The organism is Paenibacillus sp. GQ49, from assembly GCF_059759055.1.
On record NZ_JCAXEL010000007.1, the window covers coordinates 150,214 to 167,948 of the forward strand.

Genomic DNA, 17,735 nt, shown 5'->3' on the forward strand with positions numbered 1-17,735 from the left:
GGGACGGCGAGCCCATTAAACAAAACTAAACCCCAACTTGAAGGAGAGATATATGATGAAAAAAAACATGAAGAAATCCGTAGCAACGATGATGGTACTGGGCATGACTTTAACAGGAGCAACAGGCGTATTTGCGGGAACGCAACTGGAGAAAATCTCTGCATACCTTAACCATGGAATCAGCTTTAATGTTGATGGCGCGGCTTACTCACCAACGGATGGCAATGGCAACAAACTTGCGCCAATTACCTATAACAACTCTACTTATCTGCCCGTACGTGCGCTTGCCGATGCACTACATGTGCCTGTATCCTATGACGGCAAAAAAGGACAGGTCATGATCGGCCAAGCTACCAGCAATCCATCAGCATTGAGGAATGTAACGTATAGTGCAGCACAAAAAGAGGCCATTCAAAAAGCTTTTGCACAATTCGATGGGTTCGAGACCGCTTATGCCCCTCAGCAGATGATCGCAGGTGACACGTTCAAAAGTGTAGGTGCGGGTGGCGACGGTATAAGCTTTATTTTTAGCCATATGAAAGTGGATGTATCTCCAAGAGATTATTCGGACGGCTATACAAGCAAAGACGTGAAACTGTCCAATGGCGTTATCGCCAAATGGTATACACCCGATCAAACGAGCATGCTCACATTCCAACTGGATGATCGCTACGTTACCCTTAGCTCCCCGGATCATAAGCTGAGCCAAGCTCAGTTGCAACAAGTCGCTGTCTCTGTTCAAAAAGCCAACAGCAACAATGATCAAGGGATCACTGCATTCGCAGATGTGAACTATAGCAAACAACAATTGGATAACATTCGCAAAGCATTTGCGAAGTTTGACGGGTTCACCACAGCCTATGCCCCACAACATATGGTTGCTGGAGATACGTTCAAAAGCGTAGGTGCGGGCGGTGATGGTGTAAACTTTGTTTTTAATCGTATGAATGTAGCGGTATCCCCTAAAGATTACTCGTTCAGCTATGATGGCAAAACGGTAAAACTGCCTAATGGCGTATCAGCCAAATGGTACACACCGGACCAAACGGATATGCTCACATTCAAGCTGGATGATCGTTATGTAACACTCAGCTCACCAAATAACCAATTGACTCATACTCAACTGGAGCAAATGGCGGTATCCGTACAAAAAGTAAAATAAACAAAAATAAACGCACATCATTTCGGTCCCGCTCTATGAGCTGGGGCTGATTTGATGTGTGTTTTGTCCTATGTAAGACACGCTACACTGATCTGAAAACAAGGCTTTTGTCCAGCTTCATTTTGAAAAAGATGGGGTTATAATGGAATATACATTATCTTATGCAAGAAGAGAAACGGAGTGGACCTCATGAACCAGCGTATTGATCTGTCCCCAGAAGAACTGCAACAACTTGCGGGTGAGTTCAATAAGGCATCCCAGAACGGACATGATATTCTTACCCAACTCAAAACGATGATTGATCAGTCTGAGGGACAGTGGGAAGGGGAACGCCAGCGAGAGTTTCTCGGGCGTATGAATGACAGCATGACAAACATCGGTCATTATTTGCGCGGTTTACAGGAAACAAGCACCAGTCTTCAACAGACAGCGACGCGTTTCCGCGAAACGGATCAGTCACGTTAGGACTGATCCGTTTTTTTTCATTTCCTCATATGTAGAACCGACCTTTACAACTCGGGCTACTTACGCTCCAGTTCCGCCGCAAATGTCTCTTCCTCCTGATCCACATACCCTCTGAAAATGATCTCTTCGATATCTTCATGATTGAATACATACGTATAATCCGGATTAATGTAACCCTCAGGGTATAGACAGCCAATATAATCAAATTGACGGGGTGGTTCTGTCATTAACATCTGCTTGCGTCCATAGATGACAAGCTTCTTGGTGCCTTCTTTTAAACGAATAACAGACCCATTCGGCAGAAACGAAGCTATATTTTTTTCCAAAATGATCGCCCTCCTTAATTATGTCTCTATCCTGCAATTACCCCTCTGATTTGTTCATAACCTGGCGAAGCCAGTAATACCGATGCAAGTCCATAATGAAGTGAAACACGACAAAGGCCAGCATAATGTATACACACATCAGCACAACAGCCACAGTCTGCTGCGTAACAAAGGCCAGTGAAATATTGGCCAGAAGATATGCTCCGCCCGTAATCATCGTTAATGTGGCAACAGGCATACCCGGGCTTTTATCCCCTTTTTTCCGCTGAGGGGGCTGCCGTAGCTTACGCAAACGAAACTTCACGTATTGAAACAAGGCAAAACCATATACTGCAAATGATCCAATGGCGTACCAAGGTGTCGTCAGATCAAGTGTCCCATAGGCAAATTTCTGTATAATCACCATAAATCCCACAGAACAAACGATGCCAAATACCCCTCGGAACAATACATAATTCAGTTGGAGTCTGCGTGGGGCAGCAATAAGGGCAATCGCCCATATATTCATAAAGACTAGCGGTGGCACGAGAATATACGCATACATAGATTGGAACGGGACACTGAACACGGGAATGAGCAGAAATACGTTAAGAAAAAACAGAACAAGCGTACCTACACTCAGTCGAATACCATCTGCCGCATAGATGACCAGATAGTTCTCAAATGTTTCCCTTGGGTAAGGAGTGCCTTCATACATTGTAGAAACAACGACGTCACGGGCCGAGGGTTTTGAACGTTTTTTGTTCGCCATTTATTTAAACCACCCCGCCACTGTGGACCAGGCTTTCTTCGCACCATGCTTAACAACATCCTTCACCGAATCATCCTTCCCATCACCGTCCAAATCCATATTCATCGTAACCCCTTCAGCTAGGTAAGTCAGACCTACGGAAACGCCCAACCCCACTGCACCTACTGCAAGCACAGGTGCCGCCGCAGGCAAGATGGCCGCAGTCAACAGCGTTGCACCTACCGTTGTTGCACCGCCTACGACAACATTCCCAATGATATCACCAGCAATTTTGTCACTGCCCGCGTTCTGATTGATGTTCTCTTGGGTATCTGTAAACACGTCTATTCCCACACTTGCCCAGCCAAGCTTGTCTGTCAAGGCCGATTTTACGGCATAACCAGGCTTGATCATAGAAGCTACTTCTTTAATCTGAGGAGTAGCCGTTCCATTGGCAATTTTGGCTTCGATATCACGCACATAATGGATTTTGTAATCCCTTGGTCTGCCGTTCGTAGCCTTATTGTCTTTAACTGAATCATAGCTCTCACGGACCAGAACGCGAGGAGAATTCCGATCCAATTGAGGCTTGATCATATAACCGTTCTTCACGCGATAACCCAATCTGGCAACTGCCGCTGCTCCTGTCAATGTTCCTACCGTGCTCCCAGGGCCATCAAACGGAGCGAGTGGATTGATACCCGTAAGCCCAAATGTCCCCCCTGACTGATCCTCCTGTTCCATCTTCTCACGTGTTGTCTTTACATATGTAGCCAGTTGCTGCATGCTCTGTCCAGCCGTCTGAAACCGATGCTGATGTGTCTGGTACAGACCAATAATAGTCTGTCGATTCCCCGACTGCCAGGCAGCTCCCTGAATGGCATGTTGGAGAACACTGTCCACCTGTTGCAGTTGTGCCGTCACCTGTTCAATCTGCTGTGCGAGTGAATTCAGATAGTCTGACTTCATGACAATTTTGGTCAACTGGATTCCCCCTTAGTTTACATATATGTATGACTCATATCGGACTTAAACTCCGGACAGTACGGATAATGAACGCGTCGTTAGCAGAAACAGGCTTTGCACCAGTTCTTCTTCCGTTATCTTGAAAGCTGTAAATAGACCATTCTCTTCCCCCTCAAGGAACAACCAATTACCGTGGATACTACCTATAAAATAAATGGTTTGCGGCTGTCCTTCCTGTCCTCGGGTGTACACTTCATACTGCCCCCACTTCTCCAGCGTGGCAAAGCCTTTAGCCAATGTCTGCATCAAAGTCTGATCCAGATGCCGGTCCTCTTGCAAAATAGATTCGATCATCTCCAGTGCTGAATCGACCGCCAACGCAGACAGACGCTGCAACGTTTCTACCTGCATGGGTGTACGAATTGTATCCTGTGATTGAGGGTTCACATTGGAAGCTAATGGATCAGGTAGTTCAATCCGATTCCCAATGACCTGAAACATTTTTTCGAATTCGTCAAAAGAAGTGAGTAGCGCCTGATCTTGTGCAGGTTCCCAGACCCACTCAACCATCTGCATGCCTGACAAAAATCCATAGGTCACCGATGATTTCCCATCTGTTGCACGCAAATCTAGTCTGGTTATTGCACTACTGAGCTTACAGCCTGTAAGCAGGTTGTATATTTGCGGGTCTATGGTGATCTGTTGATTGTCCAATTCAATAATACCTTCTTCAACAAGACCTATGAGAATTTGTTCATAGCTATGCTTGGCCTGTTCACCCTGTAATGAAGGGTCTTTCAGATCCATGAGAAGCTGATCCGCTTCCGGAATATTCATCAGTTGGAACAGCAACAAGGCCTCCCGGCCGCAACACTGAAACGATGTATATGAAGGCAAAGTCATTCCCCTTTTCCATGCTGTCAATTTAAAGAGGTCGGCGAAAGATTCTATTCTTTTATTGTAAAAGGAACCTTGGCTGGGCTCAATGCGCCCCCACTCCTGATCTTAAGCCATTAGGCCTGATTATATTTACCCAAAAAAATGAAAAAGGCACAGCAAAAATAATGCTGTACCGGAACTGCTTATTTTCTTTAAAATTTATTTTTATCAAATGGTTCTGGAAGCTTTAAGGAGTACACCATCGTTGATTTTCCTTCTTTCACGGGAACAATCACGTTAAGCACACCATCTTGTAACATGTTTTTCGGAATTTTGGCTGTGCTAAATCCCCACTTCCTCTCAGGTATGTCCGTTAAAGATACTTTCCCGATCACCGAAGTGTAGTCTGGATTGGTGAACAGCAACTCTGTAATTGAATCTTTAGAGGAGGAAATGGTCAATGTTCGATCAAAATTCAGCACTACACCATCAATTCGGTCTGGCACAGCTGATTCCATCGGCCTAGTATTTACCGGATCTAATTGGTAACTGTCCCCTACCCGATCCATCCATCGTGCACTTGCCTGAAAAGGGAGATTTTTGGGCTCCATGGCCAGATCAGTACCCTTTTCTTCATCGCTTATGCTTAATTGTTTGTTGTACCTACTTCCTTTTGTTTCCGATACTTTGAGCCCCAAGTCCTTACTCCACTGACCTAAAGGAATAAAGGTCTGATTGTATAGCGTCAACAATTGTTTTGAAGGTTGATTTACACTGGAATAACGCTGTCCACGAGTGAAGGTGATCCGATCCTTGCCGAGATTATATTGAATATGAAATGCTTTAGTAAATACTTCTAAAGGAACATAATGCTGCCCTTCCATATAGAAGGTGGGCTGTCCTTTATACTCCAATACACCCTGATCAGACTTAATGGCTACAGGCTCCATAGGGAAAAAGATAGTAGAGAACTGAAAGGAATTCCAGTAATTTTTCCAGTCAATGTACCTTTCATATGTCAATTTGAGATGTTTATTTTCTGAAATAATATACAAGGATGGCGGGTAAGAGCCCGGATTGGAAAAATACTGTTCAATAATATACTCATCCTCAGTAATCCACTGAATACTTTGGGTACGAGCGCGATAAGGAGAATCATAGGAACGAATCCGTTTAAGGGTCTTCAGATCATAAACTTGTACCTTGGACGACTCCATTTTACTATCCAGACCGTTCTCTGTTACCAGAACCAATGTTTTTCTTTCGGGTGAGATAAATGAATGCACATAGCCCACTCGCTCTTTAATCAGTGTGGTTTTTTTGCCATTTTTGGTTACAACCACAGTCCAGTCTGATTTCCGATCCCTCGTGTTACCTTGAGAAACATTTAGATGAACATCTGCACTTACCTGAAAAGCTTTAGTAGACAAGCCTGTCTTCTGGTCAGGCTTCATCCACAAGTCACTTACTTTGGCCTTCTTCCCCTTTATACCGCCATAATCAAGATAGTGACAGTCTAAAGTATCTGTACAATACACCCCAAAATTACGGGTTTGTGGAATCGGTGATACCACATATTTAGTATCTGTAAAATCCCTTTCCAGCAAAATATTTCCGCGAGTGTATACTTTTTTTCCTGTGACCATGGAATAGTAGTTGGATTTAGGAACGTTTTTCTCGTAGATCGTATAATATATTCCGATTTGAGGTTCCAAGTAGATACGGTTTTCGCCCTCATGGACCTTGCGAAGTGTGTTCGAGCTATAGTCATACTCGTACAAAACGTAATAATGCTGCTTATCATCCGTGGCATAATAAGTTATGTATCCTTTTAACCCTGCTGGTGTGTCACTAACAATAGGATCATAATGATGGGAAGTTGTCGTCAGACCAGTATGTATCCGAGGAAGAATAGCTGGATCGGTAAAATGGTGCTCATTTTCTTTGATTTCACCAGTATCAAAACTTGTTCGAAGCGTAGTCACGGCCACCTCCGTTCCTCTGACTGCAAAACGAATGTTGTGTTGCACACGATCTTTGGATGAAATGGATCGCTCTGCGTTCTGTGTGGTTTGAACTATTGAAGTGGACGCTGAGACTGTGAATTGCGACATGCTGAGTATAAAAATTGAAACTAAACTGACGATGAGCCATTTGGATATTCTGGACATACTTAACTCCTTCTCTGTGTAATGGATTTGGTTGAGACTCGTTAAGTATAGAACTTTTGATCTAAATATTCATTACTTTTTCTTCCATCTTCTGGCCCTAATGGAACATTCCAAAGGACAGCGACAGATCTACATTTATCTGTCAACTGCCCTTTAGAATTCACTAAATCTCTTTCTACGTATGGGATGCTACCGCTTAATAGCTGTTTCGGTTAACCCATCAAACCTTTAGTTCAGCCAAACGAATAACCCTGCGATACATCATCGCATCCATCAAATCCTCCCAGTCAAGTTCACTTGCATTAACGTCTCGATAATAGACCGCAGCAGCAGGCAAGAAACCAACCAGCGGTCCTGTTCCACCACATATCAGGCTACCGCCGTCTCCGCCTTTGGGCATCACATCTCCAACCGAATCCAGTGTAAGCTCATACTTGTAGGGATCACCGGCAAATTGCACTCCGAAGAAATTTGGCAGTTCCAGATCATAAGGACAATCATCCTTTTCTTCAACCCGTGAAGAGGCCGTCTCTGCCAATCCATCCACAATTTCATCCACGCCTTCCAGACTTCCAAAGTGCTTTAATCTCATCGTATAGTCGAAGCTGTCACCCCAGGGAAATAACGTGCGACAACCGCCGCCATAGATGTACTCCCATTCGTCTTCGGTCAGCAAACCAAAACCCGCCGCAGCTTCCTCCCTCACAACGTCTTCCAACTCTATTCCTTCGTTGAACCACAGAACTCGGACTTCATCCTCACTTTGGCGAATCAGACGGAATTGTTGATGCAATTCATATTCACGTATTTCCGATTGCTTAAACTGCTCCAGTGCTGACGGGAAATCAGGATTTTCCTGTGCCAATGCTTCCTCATTGGACACTTCAATCCAGCCAAGTGAGATCAGTTCACATTCAACAAGCATCGGCGCAATGTTGACCGTTCTTACAGGTGACATTTGACTCGCCAGAAACGAATCCACGTCCTCCACACCATACTCACTGACCGTTTCATGCAGGTCGGCTGATGTCTCTTCGTTCATACCATGCTGCCAACGATCCCAGCCGAGTGTTACTTGATCTCCAGGCACAAACACAAATCTCAGCCCATCCTCCGTAAATACACCTGTCTCCATCCGCTGACCAAATCGTTCAAATGTCTCGAGACCCTCATATACCATACCGTCTGGTAACTGACGAACAAGCTTACGCATCCAGGCCTCTTTGTCCTGAGCATTCAACGCCTGCCACATGTCTCGACTCCATGTTTCCATAACTCTCCCCCCCCTTCCTTATAAACTTTCACTTCTCTAAAATGCTTTACTGGCTGACACAGTACAATCTAGCTTGTTCACATTTTTATTTCCCTGCGGCCTGCAACAGTTTCAGCAATAATTCCTTCCGTCTTCCTTCCGCTTTGCGAGCTAGCGTTGTTAGCTTCTCCACCTTGCCAAAGATCGGATAGAGTACACGTTCCACTTCATAATGCTCAAGTTTTTGAATCTGTCTAACCAACAGTTCGAGTTTCTCCCCATTCTCCAGTTCGGGCTGAATCTTTAGCTTCAGACTATGGGTCGCACGACGTAAGCTGGCGACTAACGCAGGTATGGCTTGAGCCGTTACACCGTGTTTTTCCACAAATGCCGCAATGAACTTATTCTGAATTAACTGATGCTCATCATCCACTTCGCCCATGTAATATTCAACCAGCGGGAAATACCGCTCATCCACAAGCCCCAGTCCAAAGGTTGCATAACTGCCTGGCATACAGCTTTTCTCTCCCTCGGTATCCTCATAAAACTCGAACTCTTGGATAGCGTCACGCGCATACTCTTCCAGAAGTGGATGCAGCTCCGGGTACTCCAGTGCATTGGCAAAGAATCGGTGGGTATCCGACTTCGCAAGTCCTTTGATCGGCAAATACTGCTTTACGGCAGATTTGAGCTTGATCTTATAACCTTTCGGAAAGCCCTGTTTCAATAAATGAGTGATAAAGGTAAGTGCCTGCCGATAGGCACCCGGCTCTTCCTTACGAATGTGAATGGTCATCAGTGCAAATACATCATTTGCTTTGCATTCTACTTCTTCCGTTTTCACATGAATATCGTCCTTCGCATACGTTCCGCTACCTTCTGTCATCATCCGTGCCGCACGACGGCTACCCAGCTGCTTCGCGAGTTCCAGAAAAGTCACACCTTTGGGTTTGCTATAACTCGGCTCAAAACGTAGAATCATGACCGCCACGTATAACAGCAGATCGATTGGTTGAGACCCGGATGTTTGCTGCTCCCCATGCTCATCCAAATGTTGACCTGTCTGTGTTTCAATGTTCGATTGAAGCGTTGCTCCGGGCTTAAGCGAATATTCATTGGTACGATAAGGCGAAGATTGTACATCATAATACTGTGGCAAAAACTGATTCTCCGCCCATGCCGTCACTGTACGAGTAATCTCACCACGATGTTCCGCCAGTGCATCCGGACGCCCCTGATTCAACTCTTGAATCCGGTCATACAGCCTGATGGTCCATGCTACATTCAACTCCGGGAACAGCTTTGGATCGAGCAGATGACTCGTCAAAAAGAAGGATTCCAATGGCTTCGTTGGATATGTACCGTGTTCCAGCTTCTTGTCTACATAGGTATGAATACGCTCAAGGAGCAGCTGTCTTTTCTCTTCGTTTATCCATTCCAATAAAGTCAGTTGCAGCTTGCCTTCAGTTGTTGGGAATTTCCCTCGTAAGGTGAAGCGGTAGTCAATCAACGGAGTATCTGCCAGCTTGTCTAATCTGCCCTCAACAACCTCTACAAGCTTAGGCCCGATCTCGTTACGTACCTGTTCCTCGGTAAAAGCTCCTTCCTGCTTTGATTTCACATCATTATCCAAACCCAGATCCAGGCTGTCTACCGTGGTCCGTCCAGGTCTGTAATCCAGCACAATATCATTAAAAACACCCATTTGCAGTGTAGTTCGCTTCACAACACTTTCCAAGTCATCCCGCTTTTCCTGTTCATCAAACCATTCATGAATCGTCGTTATCATCTCTTCCATCGCCTGATCATAAAGTGTACTCATCTGATCTCCTGCCTTCCCATGCATCTTATGATGTTCATCAAACACACTTGAACCTCTATGAATCCCGGGTCAATCCGGGACATCTATGTTATACATACGTATTGATGTTCGTATACTACCTATTATTTTACTCTCTCCAGACACCCGGAACAATAAGGCAGCAGGGGGAGAAAAGGTGGAGAAAGATGCCCATAAGTGGTATTTAAGACATGCCCTAGTCAAAGAGATCTACGGATACGGATTCCTTTCATAACTATGTACGCTCTCGGCATGCCCTCGCTATCGTCATCCCCACGTTGTATAATCATTGTATTCCTTTTCAGGAGGTCTGACTAAATGAGCTACAGCAAATACTTCCCCTTGGAAAACTATTTGAATCAAGTTTCAATCACCCTTACATACGTAGAGCTTGAGGAAATTCTCGGATTTAAGTTACCCCCTACAGCGTATAATCGCGAACAATGGTGGGTGAATAATTCCAATAATCATACACAGGCACTATCCTGGTTAAATGCCGGATGGAAGGTTGAGAATGTGATTCTAGGAAAACAAGTAACTTTTGTCCGCTGCGAGTCATAATCGATCTGTACGATATAGATTAATAGTTATAACTCCAAAGGATCTATTTTTCCATAAATGTTATTCGAGACAAAAAAAGCAGGGTGGACTGATGAATTCATCCGTTCTCCCCTGCTTTGTAAATTAATTAACTGTCTTATACCACTCGTTCACTTCGGCGGTAATATCATCGCCGCCCATGGATTTCCACTTCGTCACAAACGCATCAAATTCCTCAATGCCTACCTGACCATAGATGATCTTGCTGAACGTATCCTTTTCCAGCTTGTCGATCGCGTCCTTCTTCATTTTCATCGTCTCGGTTGGTGCTCCCGTGAACTTGTTCTTGATCGCGTTATCTTTATTCGCAACGACGACTTCAGCGGCTACAAACACTTCCGGTTTGTTGGCAATCTTCGTATTTTTCTCAAAAGGAGTCTCCGGTTCCTTGCCCTTCGCAAGTTCCGCCAGCGTATCCATCATGAGATTCGGAATCCGTGCACCATCATACGTAATCGTATATTTGAGTGGGGATACGCCGTCCTTCACTTCAGCTTCACCAACCACTTTGCCGTCCACGATGTCATAGTCGTATCCTTGCGCGAAGCCATGTTCGAACTCGCTGCCCACTTCCGGATTAGCAAAGTTGTCGAACAGATAATTTTGATACGTGAAGAAAATCTCCGGGTTCGCCATGTCTTTGTTAATCAGCACCACCCCATTACTTGCACCAGAACCATGTTGGTGGCTCTCACCTGTTGGTCCTGTAGGTAAGGCAATGGCCTTGTACGTGGCACCGTCCACATTTTTCTTCACATCATCAATCGGCCAGTTTGGCATCCAGTGTGGTCCCACGATAATGCCAGCTTTACCTGCGGTGAACAGTTCTGCTGCCTTGATCTCGTCATAGACGCCTGCTTCTTTGGGCAAGTAACCTTTGGACAGCCAATCTTTCATCGTTGCAAGACCTTCCTTCACACCTGGCTGGATGGAGCCATATTGCAGTGTTCCGTCTCCGGCATCATTCCACTGTCCAGGCATCGTGTTGTACATTCCGAAGATCCAGCCGGATTCCGTCATCCAGGTATTGAGCGCATTTTTCATGCCCACGGTCAGACCATACGTATCTTTCTTGCCGTTCCCATCCGGGTCTTGATTTGTAAAAGCATCCATGACCGTAACCAGCTCATCCATGGTTTTTGGTTCTTCCAGTCCCAGCTTTTTCAGCCAGTCTTCCCGAATAAACATGACCGAATCGCCGTTGTAGGCATAATCGAAGATTGGAATGCCATAACGCTCGCCCTCATACATGTACGGATACCATTCCTCCGGCGCCGATTCTGATGCCTGTTTCCATGTGTCCGAAGCGTACTTGTCAAACAACTCACCTGCATTCGCAAATTTTCCGGACTCAATTAATTCCCTTACCAAATTGTAGTCCCCCCGAATGGAGACGATATCCGGCAGTTCTTCGTTAGCGGACAGAGACAAGCGTAATTTCGTGTAAAATGCATCATTGGTAACCGATACAGCCCACGGTGTAGTCAGATCGATGCCAAGTCGTTCCTTGGCCCATTTGGTATGCACATTGTTCTGGGCCGTTTCCCCATTCTTGAATTTCGTATCATCATTCCAGGCCCGCAAATAACTCATCTGTACCGCGGGTTCATACTTCCCACCTTGCAGAGCAAGTGGTGCAGCGGCTTCCTTCGCCGGTTCTTCCTTGGCCCCCGAACTACATGCCGTTACAGCAACCATCGTGATCGCGAGCAATGTTGTCATCATTTTTCTATACATAAACTAACCCCTCCTCAGGTAACTTGGATACCCTTATGTGCCAAATGCACCTTACATGAAAAGGATAGTGCAGCCGGGGAGGCAAACATATATCACAATTTCAATGTTCATATTGATTTGTTAACCGTTCCGAAAATCCTGCGGGGTCAGTCCATAATGTTTGCGGAACACCTGAATGAAATAAGGCGTGTTGTTGTACCCCACTTCCTGACCGACTTCATAGATCTTCATCGCCGTATGCTTGAGCAAATGAACCGCACGTTCCATTCTGGAACGGATAATATAATCACTAATGCCTTCACCTGTGGATTGTTTGTACATTTTCGACAGATATACGGGGTGCAAATGCACCTCTCCGGCAATGACCTGCAACGATAGATCCTCACCCAGATGATGGTCAATCCATTGCTGCACCTGCCGAATCAGCGTTGATCCGGCATCCTGTCCCGCATCGCTTGTGCTCTCTTCCCACTGCTGCATCACACTTCTGGTCCACGTTTCCAGACTACGCAGCGAGATGCCATAACCATCCTTGAGCAGCTGCTGGTACTGCTCCCCAAGCACTTCGGCTAACTGTCTTCCTTCCCGATGAGCCATATATGAGAATGCTGCCGCCAAATAATGAAAGGCCACATACACATGTTCCGGGAACACACTGTTCGACAGCTCGGCAAAGATCTGACCAATCTTACGGTGTGCATCCTCCATGCGCCCGGCTTCCAGTAACGTCGTCAGACCCGGCGGTTCATAAAGCGCTGCAAGAGACTTCAACGTGGCCCCATTGGTTCCTGCCGCCGCATTCAGATGTAATCCTTTGCCCGCCTCGGCCTGCTTGCGAAGCGCACTGACGGCTTGATGATATAGCTGCGGCACCTGATCTGGAAAACGTCCCATACGACTAACGGACAGGGAAATAGTCGCGTTCAGATACTGCCTCACACTGTGGATCAACCGCTCTCCAAGTCGGCCCATTAACATTTCCGGTTCGGCTTGGGTTTGTTTGGGACTAGCCATGAAGACCAGATCATCGTAGGCGTCATCCGTATGGCAGAGGTGATAGGTACTGCCGTAGATCTCTTCCACCACATTGGAGATGGCGTACTTCATCAGTCGAAACGCTTTATGTGTGGGTTGATGGTCATCATACCGGATGAGCAACAGTTGCATTTTATCCTGTGGACGGAACCCGATCTCCAATTGCTCCAGCTTGCCCTCGAGTTCATCATCCGCAAATTTATGCCCTAAAAGTACATCCTTCATCAGTTCCGCCCGCTTCTCGGGCAGATGTTCCCTCACCGAATACATGGCCCGCTGATGCAGCATTTGTTTCTCACCCTCCAGGCGAATCTGCACGGCGGCCTGCTGCACGGACTCGATCAGTTCTTCATCCCGGACTGGTTTGAGCAAATAACTAACCGTCCCATGTTTGAGCGCCTGCTTCGCATAATCGAAGGAAGCATGCCCCGATAAAATAATACATTTGGTCTGTTCCCACTTTTGGCGGATGTGACTGACCAGATCTAGACCGGACATACCCGGCATACGGATATCCGTGATAATAATATGGACCTGATGTGATGCCATATGTTCCAGAGCTTCTTTGACTGAATAGGCTTTGAATACCTGACCAATCCCGTGTTCTCTCCACGGTATCGAGACAGCGATCGACTCTACTGCCGAATGTTCATCATCCACGACCATCAGATTCATCATGCGGTTGTTCCTCCTCAAACCATCGAATTTCTACACTGAGTCCACCGTACGGAATCGCTCCAAAATGAAGCCCTGACGACAGCCCATATCGCGTAACGAGACGCTGGTGCACATTCCACGTGCCTGTTCCAATCTCTTCACCCATTGGTTCATTGATCTCCCGTTCCAATTCGGCAATCTCTTCCGCTGTCAGTGTGACCCCGTCATTGTCTACAAACAGGCTATATCTTGTATATTTCCGACCCTCAATATGTTCGGGTACCGCCATCCCCGTTACAACGACATGCCCACTGCCCTCCATCGGCTCAATGCCATGGATCACCGCATTCTCTACGATCGGTTGAATGAGCAGTCGCGGAATGTGAAGCAACATCAGTTGCTGTGGTACGGCAATCTCGTAGGTCAGCCGATTGGTCCGCATCTGTTGAATGGACAGATAATGGTCCAGCAGCCGAATCTCTTCTTCCACTGTTGTCATGTCATTCTCGCCCCGCGTAATGTAGCGATAGTAGTCTCCCAGACTTAGCGACATGGCAATAACCGCTTCACGGTTGCCAAGCTGGGTCATATTTTTGATATAAAACAGGCAGTTGTACAGGAAATGCGGATTGATCTGTGATTGCAGATGTTTCAATGTCGCTTCCCGTGAACGGATACGTTCCTCGTATACTTTCTCGATCAGTTCCTGAATCTGCTCCGCCATATGGTTGAAGCTCTGGGTGAGATACGCGAATTCATCACGGGAGTGATCGACCGGAATCCGCGTGGACAGCTGCCCTTTGCGAATCTGTTGCAGCCCTCTCATCAAACGATGGATGGGCACCTGAACTTTTCGATACAAAAGCAGTGCAGCCCCGATACTCAACACGAGCAGTAACAGAATGGAGGTAATAAACATATTTCGGCTCTTGTCCATCGGGGTTAACAAATCATCCAATACCACCGGGTTCACGTATACCGCTTGCAGTTGTTTGGAGTGCACGTAACTGACCAGATATTGTTTACCGCCCACCTCCAATTGATGATTGCCTTCCCTCTCCGGCCCGTTAAAAGGCATATCACGCATAATCGCTTCGACCAGTTCGGGGTCTGCCGTACGGTTCAGCAACGGATCATTGCCCGGTACTAGCAAGAAAGGATCTCCTCCCTGCGTTTCTTTAAAATCATCCAACATGGCAACCACGTTCATCGGGTCAAAATTAATTTCCATCACGGTTCGCACGCCTGTGTTCACCGGTTTTTCATTCCACTCGTAGTTATCCGTGAAAAAGTAGGTGAAACTCCCCTGCTCCAGCTGCCATTGGCCAGGTTGCGGGAACGTCAACATCTTCTCATCGTAGACCGTCCGGCTGGACATGGTGGATAACACAAGTTCCGCTTGTGGCAGCACAATGGTAATATCGTTCTTCCAGCGGCTGGTGGACTGGTACAATGATAATTTGTCGAGAATATCCAGATAGATACTGTTTTTCTCATATTGGCTGGTGGAGTCCGTCATGTAACGGTAATGCAGGATACTGGGATCTCTCAGCAACGTCAGGCCATACAGCGAGAGCTGCTCGATATTTTTATCCACCTGGGAACTGAAATAATTGAACTGGTTTAGACTCGACTGTTGTTTCTCTTCAACGACCATGTCCACATTTGCCTGGTTCGCATACGTATAGAGCAGCAGAATGGGTACGAGCAGGCAGATTAAGAGAATGACCGTCTTCGCAAATACTGTGAATTTCATCGTTTCACCCTGTCCCTGAATTTGAAGTCTTTCTACACCGAAGTCCTATTTTATATTGAAAACCCTTACATTTCTATATGATTTTATGTTCTCCCGTTTTCCTGTGACTTGAAAACCTCTGTTTCCATCAACAAGTTAATATTTCAACATCCGCATTGAAATGTTGTTCTATAGTCGACCTTTCTCCGTTGCTATAATTCAGTTGCTCCACTCTGTACAGAGGCTTACTCGCCTCACTTTCAGGGCTGGACGAGATAAAGGAGGGACCCTGATGGCTATAGAACAACCGTTAACAACCAATACGCCGGTGCGCAAAATGAAACCCCATCCACGCAAACGTACCCGCTGGAATTTCAAACGCACGTGGCCGCTGCATCTGATGCTGCTGCCTGCTGTACTGCTCACTTTACTGTTCGCCTATGTGCCTATGGGCGGCATTATTATTGCTTTTCAAGACTTCAAACCGTGGCTGGGGTTCACTGGCTCCAAATGGGTGGGCTGGGACAACTTCCGGTTCATGTTCGAATATCCCGACAGCGTTCAGGTCATCTGGAACACGGTACTGATTGCTTCAATGAAAATCGTGGCCGGACTTGTGGCCCCCGTGGTGTTTGCCATTTTGCTAAACGAGGTTCGGAACTCTACGTTCAAACGTTTCTCACAGACCTTGGTGTATCTGCCCCATTTTCTGTCCTGGGTTGTCTTGGGTGGAATTCTGCTCGACATGTTATCACCGGAAGGTGGACTGGTAAATCAGGTGCTGGCGGCGGCCGGTGTTGAACCAATTTTTTTCCTGGGAGATGGCGACTGGTTCCGTGTCACGGTGGTTGTCAGTGATGTGTGGAAGGAGTTTGGATTTGGGACAATTGTATTTCTGGCAGCACTTGCGGGCATTAACCCTGCACTGTATGAGGCTTCCGAGGTGGACGGGGCAACACGACTTAGACAGACACTGCATATTACCCTGCCTGCACTCGTGCCGATGATTATCGTGGTAGGTACGTTATCGCTGGGCAATATCCTGAATGCAGGTTTTGACCAGATCTTCAACCTGTACAATCCGCTGGTATATGAGAAGGGCGATATTATCGATACCTTTGTCTACCGGATGGGGATTCTGAATGGCAAAATGAGCTTTGCGACCGCCGTTGGACTATTCAAATCATTTGTCGCGATGTTCCTGGTCATCTCTGCATACCGGATGGCATACAAAATCGCCAATTACCGTATTTTCTGAGGAGGAATCAAGGTGTATCACAAAACAACCGGGTACCGTATATTCAATGGTTTTAACCTGCTATTCATCGCGGCCATCTCGATCCTGTGCATCCTGCCGCTGGTCCATATTCTGGCGGTTTCCTTCAGTGGTAAAGCAGCAGCATCCGCCAATCTGGTAACACTATGGCCGATTGATTTTACGGTGGACGCCTATACCAAAACATTTGGTAACAGTAACTTTCTCAGCGCGCTTTGGATTTCAGTTCAACGTACCGTTCTTGGCACACTGCTCAGTATGACACTTGTTTTCCTGACGGCTTATCCGTTATCCAAGGAGAGTCTGCACTTTAAAGGACGTTCGTTATATGCGTGGTTTTTCATCTTCACGATGCTATTTAGCGGGGGATTAATTCCATCCTATATTTTGATCCAGAAGCTTGGATTGATGAATACGATGTGGGCTCTCATTTTGCCAGGCGCGGTGGCTGTCTGGAACCTGATTCTCATGATGAACTTTTTCCGCAACGTGCCAAAAGAGCTGGAAGAAGCCGCATTCATTGATGGAGCCAACCATATCACAACTCTGTTCAAAATCTATCTGCCTGTTTCCATGCCCGCCATTGCCACGATCTCCTTATTCACCATGGTAGGTCAATGGAATTCCTGGTTTGACGGGCTGATCTATATGAATGATGCTTCCAAATATCCACTCGCCACGTTAATGCAGACCATAATTGTACAGCAAGATTTCTCCAACATGAACGTGGATGCAACGCAGCTCCAGAACATGTCTCAACGTACGGTGAACGCGGCTCAGATCTTTATTGGCGCTCTGCCGATTCTGCTCGTATATCCGTTCTTGCAGCGTTTCTTCGTAAAGGGGATTGTGCTCGGGGCGGTAAAAGAGTAAGGCAAACACACGGAATCCCTTCATGGGATTC

General features: G+C 46.4%; 15 protein-coding genes. 5 read left to right on the plus strand and 10 right to left on the minus strand.

All coding sequences use genetic code 11. The features are described from left to right. Positions 1-52: 52 nt before the first annotated feature. Together AC6CIF_RS14995 and AC6CIF_RS15000 are read left to right on the plus strand one after the other, a co-directional pair. The gene (locus AC6CIF_RS14995) at positions 53-1,162 is read left to right on the plus strand and encodes a stalk domain-containing protein (protein WP_498200243.1); all 1,110 of its coding nucleotides are present in this window, start codon (positions 53-55) and stop codon (positions 1,160-1,162) included. 189 nt (positions 1,163-1,351) lie between these two features. Further along, complete coding sequence (locus tag AC6CIF_RS15000; protein WP_076212874.1) at positions 1,352-1,627, plus strand: WXG100 family type VII secretion target; 276 nt, start codon at positions 1,352-1,354, stop codon at positions 1,625-1,627. Between the two features lie 56 nt (positions 1,628-1,683). Here the strand turns inward: AC6CIF_RS15000 and AC6CIF_RS15005 are convergent, their stop codons facing one another. The 7 genes from AC6CIF_RS15005 to AC6CIF_RS15035 form a co-directional block, all read right to left on the minus strand. Further along, a complete protein-coding gene (locus AC6CIF_RS15005) occupies positions 1,684-1,953 on the minus strand; it encodes a DUF4176 domain-containing protein (protein ID WP_076212877.1) in 270 nt (89 codons plus the stop codon). A 37-nt stretch (positions 1,954-1,990) separates the two neighbouring features. Beyond that, positions 1,991-2,650, minus strand: a complete 660-nt coding sequence (locus AC6CIF_RS15010; protein WP_498200338.1) for a hypothetical protein — start codon at positions 2,648-2,650, stop codon at positions 1,991-1,993. Positions 2,651-2,704: 54 nt separating this feature from the next. Next, entirely contained in the window at positions 2,705-3,667 is a 963-nt protein-coding gene (locus AC6CIF_RS15015; RefSeq protein WP_498200246.1) for a hypothetical protein, read from the minus strand. A 45-nt stretch (positions 3,668-3,712) separates the two neighbouring features. Next, the gene (locus AC6CIF_RS15020; RefSeq protein ID WP_498200247.1) at positions 3,713-4,501 is read right to left on the minus strand and encodes a hypothetical protein; all 789 of its coding nucleotides are present in this window, start codon (positions 4,499-4,501) and stop codon (positions 3,713-3,715) included. Between the two features lie 239 nt (positions 4,502-4,740). After that, complete coding sequence (locus AC6CIF_RS15025) at positions 4,741-6,699, minus strand: hypothetical protein (RefSeq protein ID WP_498200248.1); 1,959 nt, start codon at positions 6,697-6,699, stop codon at positions 4,741-4,743. A gap of 220 nt (positions 6,700-6,919) precedes the next feature. Then, positions 6,920-7,972 carry a hypothetical protein gene (locus AC6CIF_RS15030; RefSeq protein ID WP_498200249.1) on the minus strand — a complete coding sequence of 351 codons (1,053 nt, stop codon included), beginning with the start codon at positions 7,970-7,972 and terminating at the stop codon, positions 6,920-6,922. A gap of 85 nt (positions 7,973-8,057) precedes the next feature. Next, complete coding sequence (locus tag AC6CIF_RS15035; protein WP_498200251.1) at positions 8,058-9,773, minus strand: DUF6138 family protein; 1,716 nt, start codon at positions 9,771-9,773, stop codon at positions 8,058-8,060. 336 nt (positions 9,774-10,109) lie between these two features. Between AC6CIF_RS15035 and AC6CIF_RS15040 the strand changes: the two genes are divergently transcribed. Further along, a complete protein-coding gene (locus tag AC6CIF_RS15040) occupies positions 10,110-10,352 on the plus strand; it encodes a DUF7662 domain-containing protein (RefSeq protein WP_498200253.1) in 243 nt (80 codons plus the stop codon). Positions 10,353-10,475: 123 nt separating this feature from the next. On the opposite strand, the gene AC6CIF_RS15045 is transcribed toward AC6CIF_RS15040, so the two are convergent. The 3 genes from AC6CIF_RS15045 to AC6CIF_RS15055 all read right to left on the minus strand — a co-directional run bounded on the left by AC6CIF_RS15045 (position 10,476) and on the right by AC6CIF_RS15055 (position 15,576). After that, on the minus strand, positions 10,476-12,128 hold the full coding sequence (locus AC6CIF_RS15045; RefSeq protein WP_498200255.1) for an extracellular solute-binding protein: 1,653 nt from the start codon (positions 12,126-12,128) through the stop codon (positions 10,476-10,478). A gap of 120 nt (positions 12,129-12,248) precedes the next feature. Next, the gene (locus AC6CIF_RS15050; RefSeq protein WP_498200257.1) at positions 12,249-13,841 is read right to left on the minus strand and encodes a response regulator transcription factor; all 1,593 of its coding nucleotides are present in this window, start codon (positions 13,839-13,841) and stop codon (positions 12,249-12,251) included. Beyond that, positions 13,816-15,576, minus strand: a complete 1,761-nt coding sequence (locus tag AC6CIF_RS15055) for a sensor histidine kinase (RefSeq protein ID WP_221820682.1) — start codon at positions 15,574-15,576, stop codon at positions 13,816-13,818. The genes AC6CIF_RS15050 and AC6CIF_RS15055 overlap by 26 nt, the downstream gene beginning before the upstream one ends. A gap of 316 nt (positions 15,577-15,892) precedes the next feature. Here AC6CIF_RS15055 and AC6CIF_RS15060 point away from each other — a divergent pair, with 316 nt between their 5' ends. Both AC6CIF_RS15060 and AC6CIF_RS15065 read left to right on the plus strand, forming a co-directional pair. Further along, the gene (locus AC6CIF_RS15060) at positions 15,893-16,813 is read left to right on the plus strand and encodes an ABC transporter permease (RefSeq protein WP_340017442.1); all 921 of its coding nucleotides are present in this window, start codon (positions 15,893-15,895) and stop codon (positions 16,811-16,813) included. A 12-nt stretch (positions 16,814-16,825) separates the two neighbouring features. Next, the gene (locus tag AC6CIF_RS15065) at positions 16,826-17,704 is read left to right on the plus strand and encodes a carbohydrate ABC transporter permease (RefSeq protein WP_498200259.1); all 879 of its coding nucleotides are present in this window, start codon (positions 16,826-16,828) and stop codon (positions 17,702-17,704) included. Positions 17,705-17,735 lie beyond the last annotated feature (31 nt).

What these genes read in the sequence shown, in the direction of transcription:
- AC6CIF_RS14995 (WP_498200243.1), top strand. Translation starts at nt 53, where the DNA reads ATGATGAAAAAAAACATGAAGAAATCCGTAGCAACGATGATGGTACTG.
- AC6CIF_RS15000 (WP_076212874.1), top strand. Translation starts at nt 1,352, where the DNA reads ATGAACCAGCGTATTGATCTGTCCCCAGAAGAACTGCAACAACTTGCG.
- AC6CIF_RS15010 (WP_498200338.1), bottom strand. Translation starts at nt 2,650, where the DNA reads ATGTATGAAGGCACTCCTTACCCAAGGGAAACATTTGAGAACTATCTG.
- AC6CIF_RS15025 (WP_498200248.1), bottom strand. Translation starts at nt 6,699, where the DNA reads ATGTCCAGAATATCCAAATGGCTCATCGTCAGTTTAGTTTCAATTTTT.
- AC6CIF_RS15030 (WP_498200249.1), bottom strand. Translation starts at nt 7,972, where the DNA reads ATGGAAACATGGAGTCGAGACATGTGGCAGGCGTTGAATGCTCAGGAC.
- AC6CIF_RS15035 (WP_498200251.1), bottom strand. Translation starts at nt 9,773, where the DNA reads ATGAGTACACTTTATGATCAGGCGATGGAAGAGATGATAACGACGATT.
- AC6CIF_RS15040 (WP_498200253.1), top strand. Translation starts at nt 10,110, where the DNA reads ATGAGCTACAGCAAATACTTCCCCTTGGAAAACTATTTGAATCAAGTT.
- AC6CIF_RS15045 (WP_498200255.1), bottom strand. Translation starts at nt 12,128, where the DNA reads ATGTATAGAAAAATGATGACAACATTGCTCGCGATCACGATGGTTGCT.
- AC6CIF_RS15050 (WP_498200257.1), bottom strand. Translation starts at nt 13,841, where the DNA reads ATGATGAATCTGATGGTCGTGGATGATGAACATTCGGCAGTAGAGTCG.
- AC6CIF_RS15055 (WP_221820682.1), bottom strand. Translation starts at nt 15,576, where the DNA reads ATGAAATTCACAGTATTTGCGAAGACGGTCATTCTCTTAATCTGCCTG.
- AC6CIF_RS15060 (WP_340017442.1), top strand. Translation starts at nt 15,893, where the DNA reads ATGAAACCCCATCCACGCAAACGTACCCGCTGGAATTTCAAACGCACG.